Source organism: Alteromonas halophila (genome assembly GCF_014651815.1).
In the GTDB taxonomy this organism is placed as follows: Bacteria; Pseudomonadota; Gammaproteobacteria; order Enterobacterales; family Alteromonadaceae; genus Alteromonas; species Alteromonas halophila.
This window is the reverse complement of sequence record NZ_BMXP01000003.1, coordinates 364,034-380,990: the sequence shown is the minus strand read 5'-3', so window position 1 is coordinate 380,990 and position 16,957 is coordinate 364,034. Positions and strand designations below refer to the sequence as shown.

Sequence of the window (16,957 nt, the reverse complement as noted above, 5' to 3'; positions counted from 1 at the left end):
AAATAAATGTAAACGACTAATCCCTTTATGAAATACTGAAGTAGTCTAAAGCCAGACGCAGACTATCAGGGTTAAGGGATCATGCTTACACTTCACCATCTAAATAATTCACGCTCGCAACGTATTCTCTGGCTACTGGAAGAGTTAGGCGTCGACTATCATCTGGAACGCTATGAGCGCGATAAAAAAACCAACCTGGCCCCCTCATCACTGACCGCGGTGCATCCTTTGGGCCGGTCCCCGGTTCTGACCACGGATACAGGTGCCCTGGCGGAGTCAGGAGCGATCATTTCGTACCTTGTCGAACACTACGCCAAAGATTCATTTACGCCGCCTGACGATGCGGCTGATCGTCAGCAATATCTGTTCTGGCTGCATTTTGCTGAAGGGTCGTTAATGCCGCCGATGGTAGCGCGACTGGTACTGGAAAAAGCCCGGGAAAAAGCCTCCAAGCCGTTTTTTATTAAACCCATCACCAACAAGCTTATCAATGGAATCTTAAATGCCTACTACGGACCGAACCTGAATCAAAGCCTGCGTTTTGTAGAGTCATACCTGGCGTCAAACGAGTGGTTTGCCGGTGACGCACCTACCGGCGCCGATGTGCAGATGAGTTTCCCGCTGGAAACCCTGGTCGCACGTGGTCGGGCAGACAATCTGGCGGCAATTAAAGCCTACGTAAAACGTATTCATGAACGCCCGGCGTATCAGCGAGCGCTGGAAAAAGGCGGTAAGTACGATTACGCCTGAGGCGTTTGCTCCCGATTTACATAATCGTCGATAAGCTGCAGAAACGCCATACCGTAGCGTTCCAATTTGGTATTTCCCACGCCGCTGACATCCAGCATGGCCGTGGCAGTGGTGGGGAGTTTCGATGCCATGTCAACCAGGGTGGCATCACTGAACACCACGTATGGCGGCACTTCGTTTTCTTCCGCCAGCACTTTGCGCAGGTGTTTAAGACGCACAAACAGGGTTTTGTCGTAGTTTGCCGGTGCCAGTTTCGCTTTCTTACTGGGTTTAAATTCAAGCCGTGGTACCGCCAGCAGGATCTCACACTCCCCTTTTAATACCGGACGTGCGCCTTCGGTCAGGCGTAATGCCGCATTGGCAGTGATATCCACCCTGATGAGTCCCTGGTGAACCAACTGATTGATAATGTTATGCCAGTAGCTGTCACTTTTGTCTTTGCCAATCCCATAGGTGGACAGTGCATCATGGCCGGCCTCCTGCAGGCGGCGCAGTTGTTTTCCGCGTAGGACGTCAATAACGTACTGGGTGGCGGCCTGCTGCTGTAATCGCAGGATACAGGACAGCACCATCTGGCTGGTTTTAACACCGTCTACCATTTTCGGCGGATCCAGACAGATGTCACAGTTGCCGCAGGCGCTGTCACTGAACTGCGAAAAATAATTCAGCAATACCTGACGACGGCAGGTCTGCGCTTCGGCGAAGGCTTCCATGGCGGCAAACTTCTGCAATTCCACGTCATTACGCAGATCGTTGTCGCCCTGTCCAATCCATTGGCGAACCCGCGCAGCATCTTTTTCATCGAACAGCAGTAAGGCTTCAGCCGCCAGCCCATCACGGCCGGCACGACCGGTTTCCTGATAATACGATTCGACACTGCGCGGCACGTCGTGGTGAACCACAAAACGCACATTCGATTTATTGATGCCCATGCCGAACGCGACCGTGGCGACCACCACATCGAGTTTATCGTTCAGAAACTGGCGCTGAACAAACTCCCGCTCGTCGCTGTCCAGGCCCGCATGGTAAGCTGCACAGCGTACACCCTGACGATACAAACGGGCATTCAGATCATCCACTTTGGCGCGACTGTTACAGTATATGATGCCGCTGCCGTCCTGCTGTTTAACATAGTCTGACACCTGATCGAACGCTTTATATTTAGACATTACCCGGTACCGAATATTTGGCCGGTCAAAACTGCCTTTATAAATCAGCGGATCACTGAGCTGCAGTTGCGTCAGAATATCCTGTTGCGTTGCCGCATCAGCAGTGGCGGTCAGACCGACCACCGGTATTGCCGGAAACTGCTGCTTGAGTTGCCCCAGCGCCCGGTAGTCCTGCCGAAAGTCATGACCCCAGTGTGACACGCAGTGTGCTTCATCCACTGCAAATAAAGCAATGTCACACGTATTTAAAGTACGCTGAAAATACGACTGCAGTAGCCGCTCGGGAGATACATACAGCAGATCCAGTTTACCGCTGGTGAGTTTTTCCAGCGTGTGCTGCTGCTGTTGCGGCTCGAGGCTTGAATTAAGGTAGGCTGCATGTATGCCCAGTGCCGTTAACTGTTCTACCTGATCCTGCATCAGCGAGATGAGGGGGGACACCACAATGCCCGTGCCACGGCGAAGCATGGCCGGGATCTGGTAACACAGTGACTTACCGCCACCAGTGGGTAGCAGTACCAGGGCATCGCGGCCTTCGCACAGACCATCGATGACCGCGGCCTGGCCCTCCCGGAACTGTTTGTAGCCAAATACCTGCTCAAGCAGCGACTGCGGTGTCGGTTGCTCGTCGTGACTGGTATCTGAGGGCGTGGGTATTGGAGTCATGCTATTCATCGACGGGGATTCTACGGAATTTTTGCCGCACCTTCACGGGATAAGGCCTAATTCTGGCCTAAAAAACAGGTTATGCTGTATCTAAAGGGAAATAGGCTCGCTGCTGGGACTCATCTCAGGGGTGGCTCAGCACTGTGGGAACCGCCATGTCGACAACACATCATGATATACTCCGGGAGCGCGTGATTGGGCTGTTTCGCGATACCATGCCCTTTCATGATCTGCTGGGAATTCAGGTAAAGCAGGATAAGCAGCAGGTATATCTGCAGTGCCCCTGGAAAGATGCACTGACCGGCAATCCGTATCAGAAGATCCTGCATGGCGGCGTAACCGGCAGTCTGCTTGATACCATTGGCGGGCTGACTGCCGCGCTGCAGGCGGTCAGTCAGACGCAGGAGGAGGAACTTATCCAGCTTGAACAGCGACTGGCAACCATGGGGACCATTGATATGCGGGTGGATTATCTTCGCCCGGGCCGGGGACAGGAATTTATCGCCACGGCCGAGGTAATCCGCAGCGGCGCGAAAGTGGCCGTGTGCCGAATGGAACTGCATAACGAACGAAACGACCATATTGCTTTCGGTACCGGTACCTACATGCTGGGATAGTTAAGAGGAGCGATAAGATGGCGGAGCCATTGCCCGATCTCATAGAAGAATTTGTATCTGACACACCAATAGAAGATCCTGCAGCCATCGTCACGGCCCTGGCCGCGCAGGATGACGTATATATTGCCTCGCTGCTGGAGTCATTACCAGTAGAACGGCGCCGCGCCGTATGGGAAGGGGTACCGCGGGATCGTAAACTCGATGTACTGGTCGAGATGCGCAGCGATCCGCGTGAAATCCTTATCGACGGTACTGAAGATCATGAGTGGTCGGCAATCTTCTCGGACATTGAAGCGGAAGATTTGCTGGAGCTGCTGGATTCCCTGCCAAACCGGCTGGTGGATCTGGCTTATGCCGAACTGGACGCCCAGCAACAGGATTATTTTCGCGAGGCCACCGCCTTTGATGATGCACAGGTTGGTCACTGGCTTAATCATGATCTACTGGTACTGCCGCTGAACGCCAAAGTGCGCGAAGGCCTGCGCCTGGTTCGGCGTCAGGTACCGAATCACTGCGATAGCATCTTTCTGGTAAACCGTTCCGGTCAGTTTTCGGCAGCGGTAAAGGTAACCCGCCTGTTGTCTGCGCCCGAACATTTGCCTCTGGTTGAACTGACGGAAGACAATGTGAGTGTGCTAAAAGGCACCGATGAATCAACCAGTGCATCGCTGGCTGTGCAGCGCTCAGGCCTGGCGTCGCTGCCGGTTGTCGATGACAACAATAAGCTGATTGGGCGTCTGGATATTGGCTCTGCCAGCGAACTGGTGAACGAGTTTTATGAACGTCAGGTGATGGCATCTGCCGGTATGGATGAGGATGAGGATTTATTCTCGCCGGTTGCCAAGAGTGCCAGAAATCGTGCGGTCTGGCTGGGCATTAACCTGCTCACTGCATTTATGGCATCCTGGTTTATCGGCCTTTTCGAAGGCACGCTGCAACAGGTAGTAGCACTGGCAGTATTGATGCCGGTAGTGGCCAGTATGGGCGGGATTGCCGGCAGCCAGACACTCACGCTGATTGTACGCGGGCTGGCGTTAGGCCAGGTGACCAGCGCCAACTTCCGTGCGCTGATGATCAAAGAGCTGAAAGTGGGCGGCGTGAACGGCGTCATCTGGGCCATTGTGATTGGCATTGTGGCCTATTTCTGGTTTACCGATGTGATGCTGGGGCTGGTGATTTGTCTGGCCATACTGTTTAACATTGTGGCGGCGGCGCTGGCCGGGGTGTTTTTACCGGTCATTCTCGACAAGCTGAAAATTGACCCTGCCCTGTCAGGTTCGGTGATCCTGACAACAGTCACTGACATTGTGGGCTTCGTCGCGTTTCTGGGGCTGGGGACGCTGTTTTTGCTGTAGACTGCGCCTTCTACTTTTCGCCTGAACCCCAAAAAGTGAGCTGCTGTGAGTAATACTGACGACGATAAACGCGCCCAGGTTGGCGTGATCTGTGCCATTGCCGCCTACACCATGTGGGGCGTGGCACCCATTTACTTTAAGCAGCTTCAGCTTATTCCGGCACCAGAAATACTGATGCACCGCATCGTCTGGTCGGTAGTGATCCTGATAGGGCTGATAGCCGCGCTCGGACAGTGGCCGAAAGTGAAAACGGCGCTGCGATCGCCAGCAGTAATGAAAGTGCTGTTATGTGCCGGCGTGTTGCTGGCGGCGAACTGGCTGTTGTTTATCTGGGCGATTAACAGCAATCATCTGCTCGATGCCAGTCTGGGTTACTACATTAATCCGCTGATAAATGTTTTTTTCGGTCGTTTATTTTTAGGGGAACGGTTACGTCCATTGCAGCGTGTGTCGGTTGTTCTGGCGCTTGCGGGTGTAGCAATCCTTATATTCTCCTATGGCTACCTGCCGTGGATTGCGCTGGTGCTGGCAGGAAGTTTCAGTATTTACGGTCTGCTGCGCAAGCAGGTGGCGGTGGACTCTATGCCGGGGCTGTTTATTGAAACCCTGATGATGCTGCCGGTAGCGCTGGGCTACTGGCTGTTGTTTGGTTCCGTGCACAGCGACATGACCAGCAACCCTGTCGATCTGAACCTGCTGCTGATTGCTGCCGGTCTGGTCACTACGGCACCGCTGTTGTGTTTTACTGCTGCGGCCCGGCGCATCATGTATTCCACGCTGGGCTTTTTTCAGTATATCGGACCATCGCTGATGTTCTTACTCGCTGTGTTCGTTTATGGTGAGCCGCTTGAAGAAGATCGTCTGATTACTTTTGGCTTTGTGTGGGCAGGACTCATTCTGTTCAGCCTGGACTCTGTGCACGATTACCGCCGTCAGCGTCGCCTGCGCAAACAGGCCGCCATGGCCAGACAGGGCTGAGGGTGCTCTACCGTCAGACTGGTTCCTGCTCCCGCTGAAGTGCGCTACTATGGCAATACTACCTGCTCCGGCCGGACACGGCGCTGCGGCCATGGGCTAGCTCAGTTTTCAGGAGGCTGATATGCCATATCGCTATTTATTGCTTACATTGCTTGCCGTTACCAGCATGGTCTGGGCTGACACACTCAGACTCTCTGAACCGGTAGCAAGCACCCCAACCAGTGAAACCTTTGGGGCGCTGCCCGATACCTCGTTGCCTGAGGTGAGCATGGCGACGCTGTTTGAGGAATCAGAACGATACACTCACACCCCGTTTCGCCTGACCACACGGGTCGCTAAAGTCTGTCAGAAAAAAGGCTGCTTTTTTATTGCGCAAAGTGGTGAGTCGATGATGCGGGTCTCGTTCCGTGACTATGGCTTTTTTATTCCTACCGACAGCAGTGCAAAAACAGTCACGCTCGCCGGACAACTGACAAAACGCACCATGACACCAGAACAGGCGGCGCACTACCGGCAGGATCTTGGCGAGCCCGACAGCAACCTGCAGGCCGGCGTTGTCTATGAGATCGTTGCTGACAGTGTCACTATCATGAATGAGTGATCAGGGTCAGGTTTTTTAATCTCACCGTCAGTGCGTGAGGCAGAGCTACTGAGCTGGATAGAAAATAGATATAAATAAAAACAATTATCATTTGCATATGTCGTAAAGGTGCTCTAGGGTTTATCTCAGGAGGGCACGACGATGCAGTTAACTTATTTATGTCCAAAGCACGCTGACTGGGTTTACAGTCACCCGGATCAGGCCATGCATTATTTATTGCGCGACGAATTGCAGGGCAGCCTGCTATATCAGAATGGTTGCTACAGTGATGCCATTCCGTACCTGGGGTGCGCCTTTGATATTGCTGCTATTTTGCTGGAGTTGGGAGACGAAGACAGTGCACCACTGCTGCGCTCTGTGAAAGGACTTTCCATGCAATTGTCGATGGCTTATCAGGCGCTGCACGAAACACGCTATGCAGAGGCCGTAAGCCATCGGGCAATGCTGTTGTTGCGAGCGGTGAGTCAGGCTGCGGCTCAGCCATAAACAGCGACCCTTTTAGCCATCGTCCCGCGCCGACTCAACCAGGGTCATGGCGACTCTGCGGGTGTATTTAATCGCTGCTGCAGATTTGATTCCTACCCAGGTGCTTGGCCCGGTATAAGCGTTTATCGGCTTCCCGCAGCAAGGTGTCGATGTCACTGTCGTCGTAACTGCAGACACCAATACTGGTAGTAACGTGCAGTTCGTGGCCTTCGTGCACAATACAGGACTGTTCGACATCGAGGCGAAATGCTTCAAGCCGCTTAAGAACATCACCGGCCTCAGAATGGGGAAAATACACGCAAAACTCTTCGCCACCGAAGCGGGCGAAAACAGCATTGTCGAAATGCTGGGTAATCAGTCTGGCAATGGCTTTTAATACCGCATCACCGGCATCATGGCCATAGTCGTCGTTGATGCGCTTAAAAAAGTCGAGATCCAGCAATGCCAGAGAATGCGGTGTGGGCAGCGACGAATAACCTAAATTGACTTCGTAAAAGAAGTGACGACGGTTGGAAAGGCCGGTGAGGTAGTCGGTATTGGCGGCCTCGCGGATTGCCTGCACACTTTCCATATATTCTACGTTTTGCATTATCCTGCACAGCGCTTCCTCATGGCAGTAGGGAATACGTAAAAAATCATTGGCACCACTTTTAATAAAGTGTGCGGACATGATCGTGCCTTCTGCGCCGGCAATGCCAATGATGCCCAGTTGTTCTTTTGACAAGGCTTTACGTAACGACGATACAAACTGGGTGCCGGAGGCATCGGGCAACGTGTTGGTGGTAAGGATAAGTCTGATGTGCGGATGTGCGCCGAGTAGCTGATAGGCGTCGGCGGCGCAGGTGCATTCATAAACGACAAAATTGTGCCGCAACAGCAGCGAGGTCATATCATTACGTACCTGCCGGTCGTTACTCACTACCATGACGCCCGTGTATTTATTCTTGTGCAGACGTTTTAGTAGCCGGTGCAGATAGTCGTAATTCTGTGCATTTTCTTTAGGCACATAATCAATCACCTGGCGCTCAAGCACCGCACTGCGTGTCAGAGGGTTAATATCCTCGGTGACGGCGATGGTGGGGAGAAACGCGCCGGTAGTAAAATCAATAGCTTCGCCGCGCGGCGCATCCGGTAATGCATATGCCACGATGGCGCACAGAAAGGTTTCAGGCGTTGAATGTTCAAATAACTGCCGGGCCTGGATTAGAGAGTCGGCGCCCACCGGGCTAAGACCGGCTTTACGAACAAGCCGGGAAACCCGTTTCAAACTGGTGTCACTGCTTTCTATCACCAGGACTTTTTGCTGCAAGGGACACTCCCTCTAATTGTACGCCACCGCGTTCGTGTTCGGCTTATGCGCTCTCTAGTTTTGCGTAGGCAAGCACTAACCATTTGCTGCCGAACTCATCAAAATTGACCTGAACCCTGGCGTGATCGCCTGAGCCTTCATAGTTTAACACAATGCCTTCGCCAAACTTGCGGTGCACAACCCGCTGGCCCAGTTGAAAGCCGCTGTCCTCAAAGCTTTCATGCGAGGCGGCCCGGCTAAAACGATTGTGTACCGGGCGTGATATGGTCGACTTAAGACGCACTTCCTGGACATGTTCAGCCGGGATTTCGCGAATAAAGCGCGACACTGTATGGTACTTGTCCTGCCCGTAAACCCGACGACTCTCCGCGTACGTCATAATCAGTTTTTGCATGGCCCGGGTCATACCGACATAACACAGCCGCCGCTCTTCTTCCATGCGACCCGGCTCGTCATTAGTCATGGGGTTGGGGAACATGCCTTCTTCCACCCCCGCCATGATCACCAGCGGAAATTCCAGACCCTTGGCGCTGTGGATTGTCATCATTTGCACTGCGTCCTGATTGGTATCAGCCTGGGTTTCCCCTGCCTCCAGTGAGGCGTGGGCCAGAAAAGCCGACATAGGGGTCATCTCTTCCGCCTCTTCAGGAATAATAAATTGTTTACAGGCGGTGACCAGTTCTTCTAAGTTTTCAAGCCGAGCCTGTGCTTTTTCGCCCCGTTCTGCTTTGTACATGGCAAACAGCCCCGACTCCTTAATCGTAATATCGGCCTGCTTTTCCAAAGGTTGATCAAGAATGTGCTGTTCCAGCTCGCTTATCAGAATACTAAAGCTGCGCAATGCGTTCAGGGCTCTGCCTTTCAGTGCTCCCTCACTGATAAGCAACTGACTGGCCTGCCACATGGAGCAGTTGTGTTCACGGGCAGTGATTCGTACCTGTGACAGGGTTTTCTCGCCAATCCCACGGCTGGGTGTATTGACTACCCGTTCAAAGGCGGCATCGTCATGCGGGTGATTGACCATGCGTAAATAGCCCAGTGCATCTTTGATTTCCTGACGTTCAAAAAAGCGCAGGCCACCATAAATACGGTAGGCAATGCCCTCATGCAGTAACGCTTCTTCCAGCACCCGTGACTGTGCGTTATTGCGGTATAAAATGGCACTGTCTGCCAGCGCATGCCCCTGATTCAGCCAGTCCTTAATTTGCGATACGATAAAGCGCGCTTCATCCAGCTCGTTAAAGCCGGCATACACCGAAATAGCTTCACCCTGACTGCCGTCCGTCCACAGATCTTTGCCCAGCCGCCCCTGGTTATTATCAATGACTGCATTAGCCGCATTCAGGATGGTCGAGGTTGAGCGGTAATTCTGCTCAAGCCTGATAGTGGTGGTATCGTTAAAATCCTTCAGAAAATGATGGATGTTATCGACGTTAGCGCCGCGCCAGCCATAAATTGACTGATCATCGTCACCGACAATCATAATGGAATTGTCATTGCCACTGCACAGCAAGCGTAGCCAGGCATACTGTATGTTATTGGTATCCTGAAATTCGTCGACCAGCACGGCGCGAAAACGGCGCTGGTAATGGCTGAGTAAATCCGGGTTTTTTGCCCACAGTTCGTGGGCACGCAGTAACAGCTCGGCAAAGTCTACCAGGCCAGAGCGATCACAGGCATCCTGATAGGCCGCATAAATCTCACGCATTTTTTGCTGAGTGGCATCACCATGGGTATCAATATGCTGTGGGCGTAGCCCTTCGTCCTTATTGCCATTGATGTACCACTGAACAGGCCGCGGTGCCCAGTGCTTCTCGTCCAGGTTCATGGCTTTAAGAATGCGCCGGATTAGCCGGTACTGATCATCAGAGTCGAGGATCTGAAAGTTCTCAGGCAGCCCCGCTTCTTCGTGATGTGAGCGCAGCAGTCGGTGGGCGATGCCATGAAAGGTGCCTATCCACATGGTGTTCATACTGCGACCCATCACCGCTTCAACCCGGCCGCGCATTTCCCGCGCCGCTTTGTTGGTAAAGGTCACTGCCAGAATCGAAAAGGGCGCAATGTTCTCCACTTCCATCAGCCAGGCAATGCGATGTACCAGCACCCGGGTCTTGCCACTGCCAGCACCGGCCAGCACCAGCATATTGGACTGAGGGGCGGCTACCGCTTCACGTTGGTTATCATTAAGATCGTCAAGCAGTCGGGATACATCCATAGCGCATTCTACCTGTGTTATTGGGTGCAAAACGGGCATTATGCCAGTTGGCTGTGAATTTATACAGGGCTGTACTACGAAACTGATCCTCAGATGACCTGCCTTGCAACACTGCACTTCAGGACTCACTGAGAGACGACAGACGTCTGCGCACCTTTCCTAATACCAATCGTGACTTAGATGGATTAAATGGACATAACTGTGGCACTTGTTGAACCCGCAATCGTCCTTATTTGGTACAAGCACAGAGGCCACTTTCTGCAAGACACGCAGGGCTTGGTGAGTGCCCGGTTAGATAGTGTGCCAAGGCGCGTTCCCAGCGGCAAATGTCACGGTGTCGCGCACAGCAATGAGTTTTAGGAGCAACGATGAGCAAAAAAGTCCCCGTTACCTTACTGGATCTGGCGGTTATTCCTGAAGGGCAGCATCCGCGGGATGCGGTAAAACGTGTGAAGGCATTGGCACAGACAGCAGAACGCAGTGGCTTTAATCGTATCTGGCTGGCTGAGCATCATGGCATGCATGCGGTGGCAAGTGCCGCGACCTCAACGTTGCTGGCCGGTGTCGGCGCTGTTACTGAACGTATTCGTCTGGGTGCAGGAGGCGTGATGCTGCCAAATCATGCGCCACTGATTATTGCTGAACAATATGGCACGCTGGACGCGTTATATCCTGGTCGTATTGATTTAGGCCTGGGGCGCGCCCCCGGCACTGATCCCGTCACTGCGCAGGCGCTGGGACGGGATATTCAGGAAGACGCCAAGCGTTACCCTGACGATATCGCCATGCTGAGGCACTATTTCAGTGAAGAACAAGCCGACATTACTGCTGTACCGGGTCACGGCGCGCAGGTGCCGCTATGGTTGCTGGGGTCCAGCCTGTATTCGGCGCAACTGGCGGCCGAACTCGGCTTACCCTATAGCTTTGCGTCGCACTTTGCGCCAGACGCGTTGTTTGATGCGATTACGCTCTATCGCAATCACTTCAAACCCTCGGAGCAGCAACCCTCACCCTATGTAGCGGCCGGTATGATGGTGGTGGTCGCAGAAACCCAGGCCGAAGCGAATCGTCGCTTTACGTCACTGCAAATGCAGTTTGCGCAACTGGGGCGCAGTGAAAACCATGCTTTCCCGGCGCCAGTTGACGATATTCGGCTGGCATTAATGGAGCGCGAGATACGGGGTGTGAACGCCAGTCACCGGTATGCGGCAGTCGGTACTCCCGAGGTAGTGGAAGCGAAAATCCGTGAGTTTGTGGATGCCACCGACATTGATGAGTTGATCCTGTCATTTCCGCTGTACGAGCAGTCGCATGCAGAAGAAGCGATTGGGGCCGTAGGCGACATGAAAAATCTTATCTTACCGATGTCGTAACAGCGTTTTGGTCAGCTACACTTGGAATTGGCCTTTTAACATAACTTGTCAGGCCTGCAAAAGACCGTCCTGACCAGTCACGCGGCTGAGAGCCTGAAGTGCAACAGAGGTATTCGTTCGCCTCTTTAGCGAAGCGAATGTTTAGCGGCTAGCGCTCAGTAGTACAGCGAGCAGCCGGAGGAACGCTGGTCGCGGCTGAAAAACACGGGCAAACGTGCTGCTGGTCTTATTATTGCTAACACTTACCAACAGTAAGTATAAGCGACGAATAGCGCAGGTAATGGGTGCTATTCTCTGTAACTATTACGGGGGCTGCGTAAAGACTGCCGCCTGGCCCGCACCAATGGAGACACACAATGACAAAAGTGATTAATGAAATGCCGAAGCTTGGCATGGGCACGTTTCGGCTGGAAGGTGATGTCTGCTATGACGCGGTCAGTATGGCCCTGGAGGAAGGCTACCGGCATATTGATACGGCACAGATTTATGGCAATGAAGAACAGGTAGGCCGGGCAATAAAAGACAGTGGTATTAACCGCGAAGAACTGTTCATAACCACCAAGGTGTGGAATGACAAACTCAGTTCGGAAGCCTTTATCCCCAGCGTTAAAGAAAGTTTGAGTAAACTTGGTCAGGATCATGTTGACCTGCTGCTGGTGCACTGGCCTGCGCCGCCGCAGGGCGTTTCCATGGCCGAATATTTAAATGCAGCCATGGCCGCGAAATCGCAGGGTCTGACGAAAGAAATCGGCGTATCAAACTTCACCATTGAGCACCTTACCCAGGCGATTAATATCATTGGTGCTGATAATATCTTCACCAATCAGGTAGAAGTTCACCCGTATCTGACCAACGATCGTCTGCGTTTTTTCTGTGAAGCCAATGATATTCACATTACTGCGTATATGCCGTTTGCAGTGGGAAAGGTACTTAAAGACGAGACCATCATGGAAATTGCACATGAGCTGGGTATTTCCGCTGCACAGGTGGTGATTGCCTGGGTGCTTGAGCATGGCATGACGACGATACCCTCGTCGACAAAACGAGCGCACCTCAAGGCTAATTTCGACGCAAGAGATATGCTTCTCAGTGACGAGCATGTCGCCCATATTGATGGGCTTAACCGGAATGACCGGCAGGCAACGCCGGACTTTGCGCCTCAGTGGGATGAATAAGTCTTACGGGGCGTGGACATCGCCGGCCTGTTCAGGCAGCATGCGATGTTCTGATCAAAATACGCGATTGATGGGTAGCAGTGAAGAGCAGTGTGTGTCACGCTTCGCTGCTTAAAGATCGCAGCTGTCGTTCTCTGTCGTCGTCACGGCGGCGATACACGCTGATTTACCGCTCCAGGAAACAGGATTTTTGTCATGCAGACAGTATCACAAACTTCGGATTTTTGGCTTTCGCTTAAAAACGATGCGAAAAATATTGCCGACAATGAACCCCTGCTGGCGAGTTTTATTCATGCCTGCATACTGACTCATCACAACTTTGAGTCCTGTCTGAGTTTTATTCTGTCGAATAAAATGGCAGATGATGTCATGCCTGCGCTGGCGATCCGGGAAGTGTTTGATGAAGCCTACCTGCTTGATCCGGCCATTGCTGAATCCGCGGTAAAGGATATTGAAGCGGTGCATACCCGGGATGCGGCGGTTAATGATTTTTTGACGCCGTTGCTTTACTTTAAAGGGTTTCAGGCCGTGCAGGTGCACCGCATGGCACACTATCTGTGGCAAAAAGGGCGTCATCAGCTGGCGCTGTTTCTGCAAAGCCGTAACTCAGAAATGTTCGGTGTGGATATCCATCCTGCAGCGCAGATTGGCAAAGGCGTTATGTTTGATCATGCCACCGGTATCGTAGTGGGTGAGACAGCAGTGATCGAAGACAATGTATCAATACTGCAAAGCGTGACGTTAGGCGGTACTGGCAACGAGTCAGGCGATCGGCATCCGAAGGTTCGTCAGGGAGTGCTGGTTGGCGCCGGTGCCAAAATTCTTGGCAATATTGAAATCGGTGAAGGGTCGAAAGTGGGCGCCGGTAGTGTGGTGCTGGACAGTGTCCCTGCTCACGTCACGGTTGTCGGGGTACCGGCGAAAGTCGCGGGCCGTCCCTGTTGTCAGCGCCCCTGTGACTCCATGAAACAAAACTTTCTGGAAGACAACACGCCCTACAGTAAATAACGCCGGCGAGTCAGCTTAGCTGCATTTTCCCAGGCAAAGCTGCAGTAACTCGTCGAGGTTGTCCAATACCACAGTGGGCAGTACTGTGGGTGGCTCGCGATTAATGTTCATCGGCCGGTTGCAGGCAAACCAGGCCGTCTGAAATCCGGCCCGGTGGGCGCCCATTACGTCCTTCTCCAGGTTATCGCCGACATGCAGCATGTGCTGTGGGGCAAGTCCGCAAAGACTGGCAGCTTCCTCAAACATCGCCGGATGCGGCTTCATAGGACGCGCGGTGCTGGCATGCAGAATATGCGTGAAGTAGTGTTCAAAACCCACGGTTTTCGCATTGACATTCCCATTGGTAATAGCAATTAGCGGTACCTGCGCAGACAGTTGCTCAAGGGTCGTGTGTACCTCGTCGTCCAGTTTAAAGTCGCTGCGGGCTGCATAGAAAAAGTCAAAGCAGGACTGCGCGGCAGCGTGAATGTCTGACGCATCGACATCGTTTTGTAGTGCCTGGCGCAAAGCGCGCAGTCGCAGTTGTCCCATGTCTGACGCGAGAGCCGGAGTTTGTGCGATCAACGCGCGATTTATCAACTGCCACTCGCTGGGCGTCAGCGCGCCTGCGCGGGGGTAATGCTGCTTTAAGTGAAGCTGCAGCTGCTGTGTGGCATACCTGATCACAGGTTCGTTGTTGTACAAGGTATCATCCAGATCAAACGTCACAGCGCTGACCGTCGCTAAAGGACGAAAAAATCGCATAGGCTTCCTGTTAGTTGGTTATTTTTTTCTGGCCCGCGGATGCGCGGCATCATATACCTTCGCCAGGTGCTGAAAATCCAGATGGGTATAGACCTGTGTGGTACTCAGGTTGGCATGGCCCAACAATTCCTGTACTGCGCGCAAATCGCCACTGGATTCCAGTACGTGAGTCGCGAAGGAATGGCGCAATTTATGAGGGCTCACCTGTTGCATCGGCAGGGTATCGTCAGCCATCTGATTCAGGCGGTTGGCAACCTGGCGATTGGAAATGCGGGTCCGGCGTTTACTGACAAATACCGCCGGCTCATAGGGTGACGCGTAATTGGCCCTGACCTTCAGCCACGCCTGTAAAGCCGCGCGCGCCTGCTTACCCATCGGCAGTAATCGTTGTTTGCTGCCTTTGCCGGAAACCCGCAGAGACCCATCAGACAGACAGTCACTTAAATTCAGGCCGGTAAGCTCGCTTAACCGCAGCCCGCATCCGTACATCAGTTCAAACATCGCTGCATCACGCAGATGGATGCCTTCGTCCTGCTGCTGTGGTGACAGCAACTGCTGCATATCATCCACCGATAATTGCTTAGGCAAAGGCTTGCCCTGTTTGGGCGCGCGGATCCCCTCGACTGGATTGCTGGTGGTCTGGTGCTGACTAATCAGGTAGCGGTAGAAGGTGCGCATGGCCGATAAGCGCAGCGCAATAGAACGGGCACTCAGGCCCGCTTGTCTGGCAGATGCCATGACCCGTTTAACATCGTTGGGGGTCACCGATACCCAATTATCCAGCGCCAGCAGGCTGGCGACATCGCTCAGCTGACGGCGATAGTTATTAAGGGTATGCGCTGATAAGCCGCGTTCAACCTGCAGGTGCAGCAGAAACCGATCCAGCCATTGCTGGCACTCTTCTGATAACACGGCCTCAGGCGGGTTTTCCACGGCAGGCTTAGTAGCCCATCAGCGGTGGCAGAATAATATTCAGCACCTGCTGTAGCTGTTTGAGCAACAGGGTATCCATATCCGGTGTAAAGTGACTGGCGTCATCACTGCATATGGCGAGGATCCCCAGATCTTTATTGTCGCCCAGTAAAATCAGGGCAACCGACTCTGCTGTCACGTCATCAAACAGCAATTGTTTCTCATGCTGGGACAACCGGCCAAAAAAGAAGGTGTCGGTTTTGAACCGCTTTTCTGTAAACAGACGGCGTTGTAGTTCAGAGACGGCATGCGGCCCACGAAAACTTTTTATCACCGCCGAAGACAGCTGCAAACGCTCCTGTAGCACTTCTTCCAGCGTATACTGAACTTCAGCGACACTTTCGCAACGCAGCAGCTGTACATTTAAGTCGGTGTACACCCGGTAAATTTTTTCGTTCTGCTTGGCAACACTGATTAGCTGGGAAAGCTTATAAGTGAGCTGGCGGACTTTTTTGCGCAACTGCTCACTTTGCAATTCGACCAGCGATACACTGCCTCGTAAGCCGTGCGGAATCACCAGTTGTTCGAGTAAATCAGCATGGTCAGTGAAAAAGTCAGGATTGGCCAACAAAAACTGGCGAACGTCATGGGCCTCAATGGTCTCACTGTCATCCCGTGGATTGAGAGGCACGGTCGCCTGGCTTTGTCCTGAAATGTCGCTCATAACGTTATCTGTCCATCATAGATATGTTCTGCAGGGCCGGTCATTTTTAGCACGCTGTCTGGCCCAGGCCAGCGAATTTTAAGTTTGCCACCAGGTAAGTCAACCCTGACATCCTGTCCTAATTTACCCTGAATCTGACCAATTGCAACTGCGGCGCAAGCGCCACTGCCGCACGCCTGTGTTTCTCCGACACCGCGCTCAAAAACCCGCAGGCGTATATGCGTATCGCTTAATATCTGCATAAAGCCGACATTCACGCCCTCTGGGAAGCGCTCATGAGTCTCAAGCAGTGCCCCCACCTCGTGAACGGGTGCGCTGTCTATATTCTCTACTTCCATTACGCAGTGTGGGTTACCCATCGATACAGCGCCACAAAAAAGCGTTTGTTCACTGGCGCGGATGATATAGGTATTTTCCTGCTTATTTGCCTTAATTGGCACGGCTGCGGGCTCAAAGTCAGGTTTGCCCATGTTTACCGTTACCTGGCCGTCTTTTTCCAGATACAGGACCATTTTTCCTGCTTTGGTACTGACCACAATCTTGTTGCGGTTTATCAGACCCTTTTGCCTGACGAAACGGGCAAAGCACCGGGCACCATTGCCGCACTGCGCCACTTCGCTGCCATCAGCATTAAAAATACGATAGTGAAAGTCCTGATCGGGGTCGTACGGCGGCTCGACCATCAGTAACTGGTCAAAGCCAACACCCAGGTTACGATCGGCAAGTTGCTGTATTTTTTCTTTGGAGAAAAAAACGTTCTGAGTCACATTATCAATGACCATAAAGTCATTCCCCAGACCGTGCATTTTAGAAAACTGAACCTGCATTAACCGCGCATCTTATTGTTGTTGAGTGATGGAGGGCGCGCCCAAAAG

General features: G+C 52.8%; 16 protein-coding genes. 9 read left to right on the top strand and 7 right to left on the bottom strand.

The window, feature by feature from the left end; genetic code table 11:
* The first annotated feature begins 81 nt into the window (after positions 1-81).
* Positions 82-750, top strand: a complete 669-nt coding sequence (locus IE054_RS08880; RefSeq protein ID WP_189405470.1) for a glutathione S-transferase — start codon at positions 82-84, stop codon at positions 748-750.
* On the opposite strand, the gene recQ is transcribed toward IE054_RS08880, so the two are convergent.
* A complete protein-coding gene (recQ, locus tag IE054_RS08875) occupies positions 741-2,585 on the bottom strand; it encodes a DNA helicase RecQ (protein WP_189405468.1) in 1,845 nt (614 codons plus the stop codon). The genes IE054_RS08880 and recQ overlap by 10 nt on opposite strands.
* Before the next feature lie 155 nt (positions 2,586-2,740).
* On the opposite strand from recQ, the gene IE054_RS08870 reads away from it, so the two are divergent.
* The 5 genes from IE054_RS08870 (at position 2,741) to IE054_RS08850 (ending at position 6,622) form a co-directional block, all read left to right on the top strand.
* Positions 2,741-3,202 (top strand): thioesterase family protein, encoded by a 462-nt coding sequence (locus tag IE054_RS08870; RefSeq protein WP_189405466.1) that lies wholly within the window; start codon positions 2,741-2,743, stop codon positions 3,200-3,202.
* Positions 3,203-3,219: 17 nt separating this feature from the next.
* Positions 3,220-4,557 (top strand): magnesium transporter, encoded by a 1,338-nt coding sequence (locus IE054_RS08865; RefSeq protein ID WP_189405464.1) that lies wholly within the window; start codon positions 3,220-3,222, stop codon positions 4,555-4,557.
* A 45-nt stretch (positions 4,558-4,602) separates the two neighbouring features.
* Entirely contained in the window at positions 4,603-5,535 is a 933-nt protein-coding gene (gene rarD, locus IE054_RS08860) for an EamA family transporter RarD (RefSeq protein ID WP_268245063.1), read from the top strand.
* Positions 5,536-5,656: 121 nt separating this feature from the next.
* Entirely contained in the window at positions 5,657-6,136 is a 480-nt protein-coding gene (locus tag IE054_RS08855; RefSeq protein WP_189405463.1) for a DUF4920 domain-containing protein, read from the top strand.
* A 141-nt stretch (positions 6,137-6,277) separates the two neighbouring features.
* On the top strand, positions 6,278-6,622 hold the full coding sequence (locus IE054_RS08850; RefSeq protein ID WP_189405461.1) for a hypothetical protein: 345 nt from the start codon (positions 6,278-6,280) through the stop codon (positions 6,620-6,622).
* 67 nt (positions 6,623-6,689) lie between these two features.
* Here the strand turns inward: IE054_RS08850 and IE054_RS08845 are convergent, their stop codons facing one another.
* Positions 6,690-7,931 (bottom strand): diguanylate cyclase, encoded by a 1,242-nt coding sequence (locus IE054_RS08845; protein WP_189405459.1) that lies wholly within the window; start codon positions 7,929-7,931, stop codon positions 6,690-6,692.
* A gap of 43 nt (positions 7,932-7,974) precedes the next feature.
* The gene (uvrD, locus tag IE054_RS08840; RefSeq protein ID WP_189405456.1) at positions 7,975-10,146 is read right to left on the bottom strand and encodes a DNA helicase II; all 2,172 of its coding nucleotides are present in this window, start codon (positions 10,144-10,146) and stop codon (positions 7,975-7,977) included.
* 368 nt (positions 10,147-10,514) lie between these two features.
* Between uvrD and IE054_RS08835 the strand changes: the two genes are divergently transcribed.
* The 3 genes from IE054_RS08835 to cysE all read left to right on the top strand — a co-directional run bounded on the left by IE054_RS08835 (position 10,515) and on the right by cysE (position 13,702).
* Positions 10,515-11,519 (top strand): LLM class flavin-dependent oxidoreductase, encoded by a 1,005-nt coding sequence (locus tag IE054_RS08835; RefSeq protein ID WP_189405454.1) that lies wholly within the window; start codon positions 10,515-10,517, stop codon positions 11,517-11,519.
* Positions 11,520-11,875: 356 nt separating this feature from the next.
* Complete coding sequence (dkgB, locus tag IE054_RS08830) at positions 11,876-12,694, top strand: 2,5-didehydrogluconate reductase DkgB (RefSeq protein ID WP_189405451.1); 819 nt, start codon at positions 11,876-11,878, stop codon at positions 12,692-12,694.
* A 195-nt stretch (positions 12,695-12,889) separates the two neighbouring features.
* Positions 12,890-13,702 (top strand): serine O-acetyltransferase, encoded by an 813-nt coding sequence (gene cysE, locus IE054_RS08825; RefSeq protein ID WP_189405449.1) that lies wholly within the window; start codon positions 12,890-12,892, stop codon positions 13,700-13,702.
* A gap of 15 nt (positions 13,703-13,717) precedes the next feature.
* Here the strand turns inward: cysE and IE054_RS08820 are convergent, their stop codons facing one another.
* Genes IE054_RS08820 through dapF form a run of 4 tightly spaced genes read right to left on the bottom strand, consistent with a single transcriptional unit; the run spans position 13,718 to position 16,909 of the window.
* On the bottom strand, positions 13,718-14,446 hold the full coding sequence (locus tag IE054_RS08820) for an HAD-IA family hydrolase (RefSeq protein ID WP_189405447.1): 729 nt from the start codon (positions 14,444-14,446) through the stop codon (positions 13,718-13,720).
* A gap of 18 nt (positions 14,447-14,464) precedes the next feature.
* On the bottom strand, positions 14,465-15,379 hold the full coding sequence (gene xerC / locus IE054_RS08815) for a tyrosine recombinase XerC (protein WP_229805047.1): 915 nt from the start codon (positions 15,377-15,379) through the stop codon (positions 14,465-14,467).
* A gap of 7 nt (positions 15,380-15,386) precedes the next feature.
* On the bottom strand, positions 15,387-16,082 hold the full coding sequence (locus IE054_RS08810) for a DUF484 family protein (RefSeq protein WP_189405445.1): 696 nt from the start codon (positions 16,080-16,082) through the stop codon (positions 15,387-15,389).
* A complete protein-coding gene (gene dapF / locus IE054_RS08805; protein WP_189405443.1) occupies positions 16,079-16,909 on the bottom strand; it encodes a diaminopimelate epimerase in 831 nt (276 codons plus the stop codon). The genes IE054_RS08810 and dapF overlap by 4 nt, the downstream gene beginning before the upstream one ends.
* Positions 16,910-16,957: the final 48 nt, after the last annotated feature.